General features: G+C 74.8%; 12 protein-coding genes. 6 read left to right on the forward strand and 6 right to left on the reverse strand.

The genetic code is table 11. The features are described 5' to 3' along the window. A partial coding sequence (locus ETD96_RS31075) for a polysaccharide deacetylase family protein (protein WP_205719533.1) occupies window positions 1–855 on the forward strand: 855 nt, incomplete at its 5' end. On the opposite strand, the gene ETD96_RS31080 is transcribed toward ETD96_RS31075, so the two are convergent. Next, window positions 842–2,308 carry an aminotransferase class I/II-fold pyridoxal phosphate-dependent enzyme gene (locus ETD96_RS31080; protein WP_138640050.1) on the reverse strand — a complete coding sequence of 489 codons (1,467 nt, stop codon included), beginning with the start codon at window positions 2,306–2,308 and terminating at the stop codon, window positions 842–844. The genes ETD96_RS31075 and ETD96_RS31080 overlap by 14 nt on opposite strands. 109 nt (window positions 2,309–2,417) lie before the next feature. Here ETD96_RS31080 and ETD96_RS31085 point away from each other — a divergent pair, with 109 nt between their 5' ends. From ETD96_RS31085 to ETD96_RS31095, 3 genes are all read left to right on the forward strand, one after another. Then, window positions 2,418–2,777: a DUF3140 domain-containing protein gene (locus ETD96_RS31085; RefSeq protein ID WP_138640051.1), complete on the forward strand. Its 360-nt coding sequence runs from the start codon at window positions 2,418–2,420 to the stop codon at window positions 2,775–2,777. Between the two features lie 11 nt (window positions 2,778–2,788). Next, window positions 2,789–2,980, forward strand: coding sequence for a hypothetical protein (locus ETD96_RS31090; RefSeq protein ID WP_138640052.1), 192 nt, complete (start codon window positions 2,789–2,791; stop codon window positions 2,978–2,980). A gap of 91 nt (window positions 2,981–3,071) precedes the next feature. Further along, a complete protein-coding gene (locus ETD96_RS31095) occupies window positions 3,072–3,848 on the forward strand; it encodes an MgtC/SapB family protein (RefSeq protein ID WP_240808355.1) in 777 nt (258 codons plus the stop codon). A 22-nt stretch (window positions 3,849–3,870) separates the two neighbouring features. On the opposite strand, the gene ETD96_RS31100 is transcribed toward ETD96_RS31095, so the two are convergent. The 4 genes from ETD96_RS31100 to ETD96_RS31115 form a co-directional block, all read right to left on the reverse strand. Then, entirely contained in the window at window positions 3,871–4,059 is a 189-nt protein-coding gene (locus ETD96_RS31100) for a hypothetical protein (RefSeq protein ID WP_138640053.1), read from the reverse strand. A 66-nt stretch (window positions 4,060–4,125) separates the two neighbouring features. After that, window positions 4,126–4,677: a hemerythrin domain-containing protein gene (locus tag ETD96_RS31105; RefSeq protein ID WP_171069312.1), complete on the reverse strand. Its 552-nt coding sequence runs from the start codon at window positions 4,675–4,677 to the stop codon at window positions 4,126–4,128. A 62-nt stretch (window positions 4,678–4,739) separates the two neighbouring features. Continuing rightward, the gene (locus ETD96_RS31110) at window positions 4,740–5,624 is read right to left on the reverse strand and encodes an arylamine N-acetyltransferase family protein (protein WP_138640055.1); all 885 of its coding nucleotides are present in this window, start codon (window positions 5,622–5,624) and stop codon (window positions 4,740–4,742) included. Then, window positions 5,621–8,677 (reverse strand): AfsR/SARP family transcriptional regulator, encoded by a 3,057-nt coding sequence (locus tag ETD96_RS31115; RefSeq protein WP_205719534.1) that lies wholly within the window; start codon window positions 8,675–8,677, stop codon window positions 5,621–5,623. The genes ETD96_RS31110 and ETD96_RS31115 overlap by 4 nt, the downstream gene beginning before the upstream one ends. Window positions 8,678–8,780: 103 nt before the next feature. Here ETD96_RS31115 and ETD96_RS31120 point away from each other — a divergent pair, with 103 nt between their 5' ends. Next, on the forward strand, window positions 8,781–9,656 hold the full coding sequence (locus tag ETD96_RS31120) for an NAD(P)-dependent oxidoreductase (protein WP_205719535.1): 876 nt from the start codon (window positions 8,781–8,783) through the stop codon (window positions 9,654–9,656). Here the strand turns inward: ETD96_RS31120 and ETD96_RS31125 are convergent. After that, the gene (locus tag ETD96_RS31125; protein ID WP_240808356.1) at window positions 9,631–11,031 is read right to left on the reverse strand and encodes a sensor histidine kinase; all 1,401 of its coding nucleotides are present in this window, start codon (window positions 11,029–11,031) and stop codon (window positions 9,631–9,633) included. The two genes, ETD96_RS31120 and ETD96_RS31125, sit on opposite strands and share 26 nt — an antisense overlap. 152 nt (window positions 11,032–11,183) lie before the next feature. On the opposite strand from ETD96_RS31125, the gene ETD96_RS31130 reads away from it, so the two are divergent. Next, the gene (locus tag ETD96_RS31130) at window positions 11,184–11,699 is read left to right on the forward strand and encodes an ATP-binding protein (protein WP_205719536.1); all 516 of its coding nucleotides are present in this window, start codon (window positions 11,184–11,186) and stop codon (window positions 11,697–11,699) included. Window positions 11,700–11,702 lie beyond the last annotated feature (3 nt).

The raw sequence follows: 11,702 nt of genomic DNA on the forward strand, positions 1-11,702 counted from the left end.
CGGGCTGTGGGGGCGTTGCGTGCGGCCGTCGCCGCCGCGGTGCTGCTGGCGTTGCTGGGGGCCAAGGGCTGCGAGGCGTCCGGGCGGGACGGCGGCGCCGCCCCGCCGGCGGAGCGAGAGCCGGCGCCGACCGCGACGCCGGCCGCCCGGGACGAGGCGGCCGAGTGGGCGAAGTGGGGCCTCAAGCCGCTGCCGCCCGCGCCCGCCCCGCCGCCGGAGAGGCCGCTCAAGCTCGGCGGCGAAGGGCCCGTGACGGTCTTCGACAAGGTCCCGACCGATCAGCGTGTCGTCTTCATCACGATCGATGACGGGCAGGAGAAGGACCCCCGGTTCGTCCAGATGCTGACCGACCTCCGGGTGCCCGTCACCATGTTCCTCACCGACAACGTCATCCAGGACGACTACGGCTACTTCAAGCCCTTGCAGGCGCTGGGGAACCACGTCCAGAACCACACGATGACCCATCCCGTCCTGCCGACCCTGGGGCTGGACGGCCAGAAGCGCGAGATCTGCGGCGCCCAGAAGGTTCTCGCCAAGCAGTACGGGACGAGACCCACCCTGCTCAGGCCGCCCTTCGGGCGCTGGAACTGGGCCACGCAGCAGGCGGCCCGCGAGTGCGGCATCGACGGGATCGTCATGTGGCGGGCGTCCATGCAGATCCACGACATGCAGTACGACGACGTCAACAAGAAGCTGCACCCAGGTGACATCCTGCTGGCCCACTTCCGGGGCCCGGAGCAGCTCAAGGGCGCGACGATGACGGAGATGTTCGCCGACATGCTGAAGCGCATCCGGCGGCAGGGCTTCGCCGTCGCACGCCTTGAGGACTACGTCACTCGCGTCACTCCTCAATGAACACCCGGACGCTCTTGAGGGACGAGTCGGCCGCGTCCGGCACGACCATCCCGGCGGACACGCCGGAGCGCAGGTAGTCCAGCACGGGCGAGGTGATCCGCTCGCCCGGCAGGACGGCCGGGATGCCCGGCGGGTACGGGGTCAGCATCTCGGCGCAGACGCGGCCCGCGGCCTCGGACGCCGGCACCTGCTCGGCCGGGCCGAAGAACGCGTCGCGCGGCAGCACGACCAGTTCCAGCCGCAGCTCCGCCGGCGACGGCACCTCGACGGCCGGCGCGCCCGCGAGGTCGCCGATGTGCGCGTGGAGGTCGTGCAGGGCGGTGAGGAGGCGCGCGGCCGTGTCCTCGTCGTCGGCGAAGGTGAGCTGCGCGCTGATCCGCCGGTGGTCGGACAGGTGCAGGTTGACGCGGTGGTGCTCGCGCAGCCAGTCGGCGGCGCGGTAGCCGGTGACGCCGAGGCCGGCGATGTCGATGACGACGGGCAGCGGGTCGAGGTCGTGCGCGAGCCCGGGGCCGGTGAACTCGTCGGGTCCCTGGACGTCGAACCCGGGGATCGCGGAGATCTCCGCGCGGACGCGGGAGGCCAGGTGGAGCGCGTCCTGGAGCAGCGCGTGGCCGTGCTCGACCATCTGCCGCCGCCACCCGTCCAGCCCCGCGTAGAGCAGGACGGAGGGGCTAGTGGTGCCGAGCAGGTCCTCGCGGGCCTTCAGCACGGACGGGTCGACCAGGTTCCCCTGCTGGTGGAAGACCGAGCCCTGTTCGAGGCCGGCGCCCATCTTGTGGACGCTCGTGACGCACACGTCGGCGCCGGAGTCCATGGCCCAGGTCGGCAGGTCGGGGTGGAACGGCAGGTGCGCGCCCCACGCCTCGTCCACGATGAGCGGTTTGCCGCGGTCGTGGCAGGCCACGGCGATCGCGGTGAGGTCGGCGCACGTCCCGTACGGGGTGGGGCTGGTGACGAGGGCGCCGCGCGCGTCGGGGTGCTCGTCGAGGCGGGCGGCGAACGCCTCGGCGGTCGGCGGGTGCGCCAGGTGCCGGGACGCGTCCCACTGCGGGTCCACCCAGATCGGGCGGACGCCGGACAGGATCAGGCCGGACACGACCGACTTGTGGGCGTCCCGGCCGACGACGAGCTTCTCGCCGGGGCCCGCGACGGACAGCATGGCGCTCTTGACCGACAGGGAGCTGCCGCACGTCGAGAAGAACGTCTGCTCGGCGTGGACGGCGTCCGCCATGAGCTCCTGCGCCCGCTCCAGGACCTTGCCGCTCGACATGCGGTCGTCCAGGCCGGAGATCGCCAGCAGGTCCGAGCGGAACACCGCGTCGCCCAGCACGTCCCGCACGCGCGGGTCGGCGCCGCGGCCCTGCTTGTGGCCGGGCGGGGTGAAGGGGAGCTGGTCCTCGCGGTGGTAGGCGGCGAGGGCGTCGAGGACGGGGGCGTGCGAGTGGTCCATGGCGGGGTGCTTCCCGGGACGCCCGCCGGGTAACGCGCGGACAAAGAGGGCGAATGCGACGCCAATCAACGGGTAGGGCGGGGCGTGAACGGCCGAGAGGGAGTGACCGATGAACGATCGCATACCGGCTGAGGTCGAGCTGGCCTGGGAGGACTTTCACCGGCTCGTCAACATGACCTCCGACGAGCTGCGGACGTGGCTGCTCACGGACGCCTCGGGCGAGGACGCGTTCCCCGAGCCCGGCCCCGGCCCGGGGGTGAACGAGCTCGGCGCCCGCGTGGTCGACGTGCTGCGCAAGCGGAAGGTCGACCTCACCGAGAGCGACGCCGAGCTGATGCAGGAGGTCGTGGACTTCGTCGAGGACCATCTCGACAACCGTCCGCCGAACGCGGAACGGGACGACGGGTGGCGGCACGAGCTGATGAGCGTGGGGCACGACCCGCTCCGGCCCGAGCCGTCCACCGCATAGGAGGCGTGATCATGCCGAATCCGCAGCAGCCCGAGATGCGGCGGTCGGAGCGGACCGCCGTGACCGAGGAGCCGGCGCCGGAGGCCACCGACCCGAAGACGACGCGGCGCAAGGGCCACGCGCACGGCACCGACAAGGGGAAGAAGGGCGGCGGCAAGGGCGGCGGGGTCCCGCCGGGCCAGCGGCCGCCGCACCCCGACTGAGCGGTCGCGCGGGCCGCCCCGGTGGACGACCGGGGCGGCCCGCGCACGCGTGCGCGGCTTGTGGGACACGGCGGGAGGGTAGGGACAAAAGGTGATCGAGCTATCGCCGGGCCAGGGGTTCGTCCAGATCGGGGAACTGCTGCTGGCGATGGTGCTGTCGGCCGCGATCGGGCTGGAGCGCGGGCTGCGCAACAAGAGCGCGGGCCTGCGCACGCACACCCTCGTCGGCGTCGGCGCGGCGCTGTTCATGCTGGTCAGCAAGTACGGGTTCGAGGACGTGCCGGGCAACGTGTCGCTCGACCCGTCCCGGGTGGCGGCGCAGATCGTGTCCGGCATCGGCTTCATCGGCGGCGGGCTGATCTTCGTCCGGCGGGACGCGGTGCGCGGGCTGACCACGGCGGCGGTCGTGTGGGTGACGGCGGCGGTCGGCATGGCGGCGGGCGGCGGGCTGCCGATCCTCGCGGTGGCGGTGACGGGCGTCCACTTCCTCGTCGTGTACGGGCTGAGCGCGGTGACGCGGCGGCTGCCGCTGGAGCGGTTCCGCCCCGCGGGGCTCGCCCGCATGCGGCTCGTCTACCGGGACGGGCGCGGCGCGCTGCGGCGGGTCCTGATGGAGTGCACGCGGCGCGGCTTCGTCATCCTGGAGGTCAGCATCGACCGCGAGTACCTGCCGGACGACTCCGACCGCGGCCGGGACGAGCGCCGCGACCGCCGCGAGCCGGACGACCGGCGGCGGCTCGGCAACGCCGTGGTGTCGATCGTGCTGGAGGGCACCGGCTCGATCCCGGACCTCACCGCGCACCTCAGCGAGCTGGACGACGTCGTCGGCGTCACGGTCGGCGCCGACCACGACGACGACCGGGAGTAGCCGCCCGGCCGGGCGCGGGCCGCTAGGGGACGCGCGTCTGCGGGCTGTAGCCGTCGTCCTCCCCGCCCGGGGTCTCGGCCTCGGCGATCGGCGGGTCGGTCGGGCCGGGCGCGTGCTCGTCCGCGAAGTCCGCGTCCTCCTCCTGCGGCGCGTCGGCCTCGGCGCGCCGGTCGGCGAGCGGCTTGTCCTCGTCCCTCTTCTTGTCGGTCATTTCGCCCCTCCTCGCGGGCCGGGCGGGGCGGCCCCGGCGCCGGGGCCGGGGCCGCCCCGGCGATCGTCAGCTGCGGACCTTGCCGATGGCGTCGCGGACGCGGTCGGCGACGGCGGCCACCGGGCCGACCGCGAGGTTCTTGGCGGCCGACTCGGTGCCCTGGTGCGGGTGCGTCGGCGCGACCGCCTCGGCGGCGCGCACGGCCGCCGCCATGCCGCGCAGCTGCTCGGGCGTCGCGTCCTGCCGGATGCGCGGGAACTCCTCGCGCTCCTCGTGCGTGGCGTGCGCCTCCACGTCCCGGTGGAACCGGGCGAACTTCTCCTCGAAGTCCGGGGAGTCGGTGTTCATCTTCTCCAGCTCGGCCAGGGCGCCCTTGGCCTCGTTCTCCTCCTGCAGCCGGTCGTCGACCACATGGGAGCCGTTGCCGATGGCATGGCGGGCGAACGGGTGGACGATCTCCTCCTCGGCGGTCTCGTGCACCGCGAGAAGCCGGCGCAGCTCGTCGAAGGCGCGCTTGCGCGCCTCGCCGCGGCTGCTCTCCACGGTCGACGCCAGCCGGCGGATCTCATCGTGCTGCGCGAGCAGCAGGTCGACGACGTTCTCGGCCTTCTCGGCCATGGTCATCCTCCTCGTCATGGTTCGAGGGAGGCGATACCCGGAGGGCGGAGTTCAACCCCGGCTCACGCCGGCGCGGCCCGGCCGCGGACGAAATCGACGAGGCGGGGGACGTCGTCGCCGTCCAGGACGATCCCGAAGTCGCGGGCGAGCGTCTCGGGCAGGTCCTCGGGGGCCAGCTCGCGGGACTCGGGCGCGCCGTCCGGCCGGGTGATCGACAGCGTCGTCCCGTCGAGGACGCGGAGCGCTTCGGGGGAGAACCGCTGCACGAACGGGCGGGCGGTGAACGGCGACCGGGGATTGGCGTAGACGTAGTAGTTCAGCACGTCGAAGTCGACGCGGAACACCTCGTTCAGGGCGAACATGTGCCGCCGGATCCAGCCGTCCGTCCCGCGCTGGTGCATCTCCCAGTCGGCCTTGTCGGGGCCGAGGGCCGTGGCGACGCGGCCCCGCTGGAGCCGGAAGGCCCAGCCGTCCTGGACGGCCTCCGCGCCGTCGGTGAACGGCAGCGGCTCCAGCGGCCCGGCGCCGAACCCGACGTCGCACAGCCAGGCGGGCTCGTCGCGCGGCTGCTCCGGGGGACGGACGTGCAGCAGCGCGTGCGTCGGCGGCCGGAGGCGCTCCGCGCCGAGCATGACCCGCCCGGAGAGCGCCGCGACCTCGAACCCGAGCCGCTCCAGCACCGCCGCGAACAGCCGGTTGTGCTCGAAGCAGTAGCCGCCGCGCGGCTGCCCGACCAGCTTCGCCTGGACGGCCTCCAGCGACATCTCGACGGGCCGCCCGAGCATGATCTCCAGGTTCTCGAACGGGATGGACGTGACGTGCGCCCGGTGCAGCGCCCGCAGCGTCGCCTCGGTCGGCGCCAGATCGCCGTCGTATCCGACGCGCTTCAGGTAGGCGGGCAGGTCCAGCAGCTCGCCCTGCCACCCGTAACCGAGATCCTCGCTCATGACTCTCCCTTGCCGGTTTCAGGGGTAACGCCGGACGCGGCGCGGATCTTTCCCGCGTCCCGGATCCGGCGGGCGATCCGGTCGACGTCGCGGCGTTCGCCGGGGGGCAGCGGCGCGCCGGACTCCGCGCGCAGCGCCGCCGCCTCGGCGAGCAGCCCGGCGGCGGCCTCGTGCTCGCCGGCCAGGGAGCGGGCCCCGGCGAGCCCTTCCAGCGCGAGGGCGATCGCGCGCGGGTCGCCGATGGCGCGGGCGGCGGCGAGGCCCTCGGTGTGGAGGTCGCGGGCCGCGCGCGCGTCGCCGCGCTCCTCGGCGACGAACCCGAGCTGGGCGTGCACGAACGCGATGCCGGCCGTCCCGCCGATGCCGCGCAGCCAGCCGAGCCGCGCCCGCAGATGGGCCTCGGCGGCGTCGAGGTCGCCGCTCGCCCGGGCGACGAGCCCGAGCCCGACCTCGGCGAACTCCTCGGCGGACCGCGCGGCGTGCCGGCGCGCGAGGCCGAGCGCCCGCTCGTGCAGGTCGCGGGCCTCGCCGAGGGCGCCGGTGAGCAGCGCGACGCGGCCGAGGCCGGCGAGCCGGAAGGAGACCTCGGGCCACATCCGCAGTTCCTCGGCGAGCCGAAGCCCGTCCCGCAGGTGCCGGGCCGCCGCGTCGTAGTCGCCGGTGGTCTCGGCCAGGCGGGCGAGGGCGTCGGCGGCCTCCAGCCGTCCCCACGGGTCGCCGAGGTCATCGAAGATCGCCATGCTTCCGGCGGCGTCCCGCGCCAGGGCGGGCAGGTCACCGCGGCCCAGGGCGAACTTGGCCCGGGTCGCGAGCGCGGCGGCCGTGAACCAGCGATCGGCGCGCGCGCGGAACACGGCGAGGGCACGCTCAACGCGTTCTTCATTCGCGGCCAGATCACCGTATGCCCAGTGGACGTGACTCAGAAGCCACTCCGCCTTGGCCCTGGCCAGCGGATCCCTGTCGTCCTTCAGCGCGGCTCTGCGCACCTCTTCGGAATCGGTGCCTTCGCCGACCAGCATGGTGAAGGCGGTCAGCCAGGTCTCGGCTTCGGTCCTGGCCGGGGACGCCTGCGGGTCGGCGGAGAGCGCCTTGGCGAGCGCACGTCGTGCGTCTCCGAAACGTCCGCGCAGGTACCAGTACCAGCCGAGGGCGTTCACCAGGCGGAAACCGGTGGTGCTGTGCAGGGCCGCGTTCAGGTTCGCGGCCTCCTGGTCGAGCCGCTCCAACCAGTGGGCCTGCTCCGGGCCGCGCAGCTGTTCGGCCGCCTGCTCGGCCAGGGCGGTGTAGTGGGCGGCGTGGCGGCGGCGGAACTCGTCCTCCTCGCCCGCCTCGCGCAGGCGCTCCAGGCTGTAGGCGGCGACCGACTCCAGCAGCCGGTAGCGGCCGTCGTCCGTCCGGACGGCGAGGGACCGGTCGACGAGCCGGGCGAGCACGCCGGCGTCGGTATCGCCGACGGCCTCGGCGGCGTCCAGCGTGCAGCCGCCCGCGTGCACGGCGAGGCGCCGCAGCGCCCGCCGCTCGGGCTCGGGCAGCGGCTCCCAGCTCCAGTCGATCACCGCGCGGAGCGTCCGCTGCCGGGCCGGGCCGCCGTGCCGCCCGCCCGCCAGCAGCCGGAACCGGTCGTCCAGCCGCGCCGCCAGGTCCCGCGCGCCGAGCCCGCGGACGCGGGTCGCCGCCAGTTCCAGCGCGAGCGGCAGGCCGTCCAGCCGCCGGCAGATCGACGCGACCCAGGGCGCGGTGCCCGCGTCGAGCGCGAACCCGGGCGACGCGGCGGCGGCCCGCGCGACGAACAGCCGCACGGCGGCGGACTCCAGCAGCGCCTCCGGTGCGCTCTCCGGGCCGGGCAGCCCGAGCGGCGGGACGATCTGCAGCCGCTCCCCGGGCACGCCCAGCGGCTCCCTGGACGTCGCGAGGATCCGCAAGCCCGGCGCGTCCGCGAGCAGCCGCCCGGCCAGCTCCGCGACCGGGTCGAGCACGTGCTCGCAGTTGTCCAGGACGAGCAGCACCCGCCGCCCGCGCAGCGCGTCGGCCAACGGCCGCTCGGCGGACTCGTCGCGAAGGCCCAGCACGCGGGCGACCTGCCCGGCCACGTCGCCGGCCGTGGCCAGCTCGACCGTCCACACGCCGTCGGGGTGGTCGGCGAGCGACCGCGCGGCCGTCTCCAGCGCCAGCCTCGTCTTGCCCACGCCGCCGGGCCCGGTCAGAGTCACCAGGCGGTGCTCGGCCAGCAGCGCGCGGGCGTGCCGGACGTCGTCCTCGCGTCCGATGAGTTCGCCGAGCGGGGCTGGCGGTGCGGGGGCTGGGCGCTGCGGCGGGACGGCCTCGGTTTCGAGCATCGACTGGTAGAGCGCCGCCGATTCGGGGCTCGGATCGACGCCCAGCTCGTCGGCCAGGCGCGCGCGCAGATCGTGGTAGCCCGCGAGTGCCTCGGCCTGCCGTCCAGCCCGGTGGAGTGCGCGCAGGTGTGCGGCGCGCAGCCGTTCGCGCAGCGGATGCAGGGCCACGGTTTCGGCTAGCTCGGCCGCGACCGCGGCGTGCTCGCCCAGTTCGAGCCGCGCCTCGGCAAGGGCCTCCATCGCGGCGAGTCGGCCCTCTTCCAGCGCGGTGATGGACGGCCGGGCGAACTCCGCGTCGGCGAAGTCGGCGTAGGCGGGGCCGCGCCACAGCGCCAGCGCGTCACCGAGACGCCGCTTGCGGGCGAGCGGATCGGCGGCCGGGTGGGCGTGGAGCGCGGCGAACCGGGCGGCGTCCACCGCGTCCGGGGCGACGTCGAGCGCGTATCCGGGCGGACGGAGCGCGATCAGCCTCCGCGCCCCCGGCTCGGCGCCGTCCAGCACCTTCCTCAGCTGGGAGATCCGGGCCTGGAGCGTTCCGGACGGGTTGCGGGGCGGCGCGTCGCCCCACAGGGCGTCGATGAGCCGGTCGGCGGAGACGGGACGCCCCGGCTCGGTGAGCAGGACGGCGAGGAGCGTGCGGACCTTCGCTTCCGGGACGTGGACGGGCGTCCCGTCGTCCGTCCACACCGCGAGCGGCCCCAACACCCCGAAACGCACGGCGCCAGCGTAGCCACCGCTACGGACGGACCCGCAGCCGTTCCGTAGCGGCCAAGACGAGGGTGAAGGCCACGCACTGCAGAACCCACTATCAGGAGGAACCGTGAAGTCTCCAGTGACGGTCATCGGCCTCGGCCCCATGGGCGCGACGATGGCCAGGACGTTCCTCAAGAACGGCCACCCGACCACGCTGTGGAACCGGACCGCGTCCAAGGCGGCGCCCTTGGTCGAGGCAGGCGCGACCCTGGCTCCGACGGCCGCCGAAGCGGTCGCGGCGTCCGAACTGGTCGTCGTCAGCCAGACCGACTACCAGGCGATGTACGACTCCCTGCACGGCGTCGACCTCAAGGGGCGCGTCGTCGTCAACCTCAGCTCCGGCAGCCCGGACGAACTGCGCCGCGCGAGCGAATGGACGTCCGCGAACGGCGGCGTCCTGGTGACCGGCGGCATCATGGTGCCGCCGCCTGGCATCGGCCAGCCGGGTTCGTACGTCTTCTACAGCGGCCCAGAAGAAGAACTGGACCGCCACAAGGAAGCCCTCGCCGAGCTAGGGGACGTCACGTTCGTCGGCACCGACCCCGGTCTGGCGATGCTGTACTACCAGTCCCAGCTGTTCCTGTTCTGGTCGACGCTGACCGCCTACATGCACGCCATCGCCCTGCTGGAGACCGCGGGGGTGTCGGCCCGGCAGTTCCAGCCGTTCGCCGCGACGACCCTGCGCGAGCTGGCCGCGGACGGCCCGATGGGCTTCCTGAAGATCCTCGCCGAGGAGATCGACGCCGGCGCGTTCCCGGGCGAGGCGAACAGCCTCCGGATGCAGGCGGTCGGCGCCGACCACGTCGTCGAGGCGGCGCGGGAGGCCGGGATCGACACCGCCTGGCCCCTCGCGCTCCGGGACCTGTTCTGGCGCGCCGTGGACGCCGGCCACGGCGCCGACGGACTCGCCTCGGTCGTCACCGCGATCCGGCGGCGTCCGTGACGAGCGGGAGCCGCAGGACGAAGCGGGCGCCGTGCGGGCTGTCGGCGACGCGGAGCGTGCCGCCGTAGATCTCGGCGATCTCGCGGGCGATGGGCAGGCCGAGCCCGGTGCCCTGCGGGTCGCGGGCGCGCGACTCCGGAAGCCGGGCGAACCGCTCGAAGACCCGCTCGCGCGACTCCGGCGGGATGCCGACGCCGTCGTCCAGCACCTCCAGGACGGCGTCGCCGGCGTCGCGGTCCACGGTGACCCGGATGCGCGACTCGGCGTGCCGTTCGGCGTTGTTCAGCAGGTTGCCGAGCACCCGGCCGAGCCGCACCGTGTTGGCCGTGACGACGGCGCCCGGCGCCAGCCGGGTCTCCACGGGGACGCGGTCGTCGCGCCGCGCCACCTCGCGGCGGACCAGCTCGGCGAGGTCGACGCGTTCGAGGGGGCGCGGGGTGCGGGCGTCCAGGCGGGACAGCTCCAGCAGGTCGACCACGATGTCGTTCAGCCGCCGCACGTCGCCGAGGGCCGACCGGAGCATCGGCTTCCACGGGTAGTCGTCCGGTTCGTCCAGCGCGACCTCCAGGCGCGTCTGCAGCCCGGCGATCGGGTTCCGCAGGTCGTGCGAGGCGTCCGAGACGAACCGGCGCTCCCGGTCGGACGCCTCCTCCAGCCGCGCCAGCGTGGCGTTGACCGTCTCGGAGAGCGCCTGGATCTCGCCGAACGTCCCCGGGACGGGGACCCGCCGGTCCAGGCCGTGGGCGCCGACGGCGGCGAGCTCGGTGCGCAGCCGGTCGATCGGGACCAGCGTCCGGCCCATCGTGTGCCACGTCCACCAGGCGATCAGGGCGAGGAGCGCGGTGAGGACGAGGGCGATGCCGAGCGGCAGCAGCCACACGTTCAGCAGGGTCGGCATCGGCGCCGCCGCCACGACCATCACGCCCGGCCCCCACGGCGACTCCCGCAGGCGCATGCCGAACGCCCACACGCAGCCGTCGCGGAACCCGGGGCAGACCCGCTCGTCGACGAGCAGGACGCCCCGCCTCAGCTCGGCCCGTACCAGCGCCGGACGTCCCCGGACGGCCTCGCTCGCCGCCACGACCCGCCCGTCCGGGGTCACGACCTGCACCAGGGGCGCCTCGCCGGGGCGGACGGTGAGATCGCCGCGGTTCGCGCCCGTGGTGATGTCGAACGCGATCCGCTCGGCGGTCCGCTGCGCGTTGTCGGAGACCCTGTTCCGCGCCCAGTCCCGGGCGAGGAGCATCAGCAGGACGAACACGACGGCCAGGACCAGTGCGGACACCGCCACGGTGAGGATGGTCGCGCGCCCGCGCACCGAGAAGAGCAGGCGCGCTCGCCACCGGCGGGCGCGCTCCCGCCTCTCCGTCGTCACAGCCGATCCCCCGGGCGGTACTCACCGTCATCTTCCACTGCTCAGCGTAGTCATCCGGCCGCGCGCGCCTGATCAGGCTGAACGCGCGGCGGGGGCGGGACCGTACTGCCGGGGTGACGGGCGACTTTCCGGACGTGAAGGGAGTTGCCGCGGTGGGCGTCGACGACGTGTCGCAGGCCGCTCTGGCCGGCGGGCCGGGCCTCGGACCCGGTTCCGCCCGGCGCGGCGGAGCCGTTGCCGGAGGCGGGGCGCGGGTGATCGGCGCGGTCACGCTGCCGGGGACGCGGCGGTCGGTCGGGGTCGCGCGGGCCTTCGTCCGGGAGGCGGCGGCCGGCCTCCCCGCGGTGGACGACCTGGTGCTGGTGGTGAGCGAGCTGGTCGCGAACGCGGTCACGCACACGGCGTCGGGGCTGGCGGGCGGACGGGTGACGGTCGTCCTCGCGGCGGGGGACGGGCTGGTCCGGCTGGAGGTCGCCGACGGCGGCGCGGCCGGCGGGCGGCCGCACGTGCGGGACGAGGCCGGGGCCGAGACGGGCCGCGGGATGCGGATCGTGGCGGCGCTGTCGGCGCGGTGGGGGTTCCGGGCGGACGGGCCGCGGACGGTGGTGTGGGCGGAGTTCCCCGCCCCCGCCCCGGCCGCGCGGGGCCGGGGCGGAGGCGGGGGATGAGGG

The organism is Actinomadura geliboluensis (genome assembly GCF_005889745.1).
Taxonomy (GTDB): Bacteria; Actinomycetota; Actinomycetes; order Streptosporangiales; family Streptosporangiaceae; genus Spirillospora; species Spirillospora geliboluensis.

Bases quoted from the DNA above. Each gene is read 5' to 3' on its own strand.
- ETD96_RS31080 (WP_138640050.1), bottom strand. From the start codon at position 2,308: ATGGACCACTCGCACGCCCCCGTCCTCGACGCCCTCGCCGCCTACCAC.
- ETD96_RS31085 (WP_138640051.1), top strand. From the start codon at position 2,418: ATGAACGATCGCATACCGGCTGAGGTCGAGCTGGCCTGGGAGGACTTT.
- ETD96_RS31090 (WP_138640052.1), top strand. From the start codon at position 2,789: ATGCCGAATCCGCAGCAGCCCGAGATGCGGCGGTCGGAGCGGACCGCC.
- ETD96_RS31100 (WP_138640053.1), bottom strand. From the start codon at position 4,059: ATGACCGACAAGAAGAGGGACGAGGACAAGCCGCTCGCCGACCGGCGC.
- ETD96_RS31105 (WP_171069312.1), bottom strand. From the start codon at position 4,677: ATGGCCGAGAAGGCCGAGAACGTCGTCGACCTGCTGCTCGCGCAGCAC.
- ETD96_RS31110 (WP_138640055.1), bottom strand. From the start codon at position 5,624: ATGAGCGAGGATCTCGGTTACGGGTGGCAGGGCGAGCTGCTGGACCTG.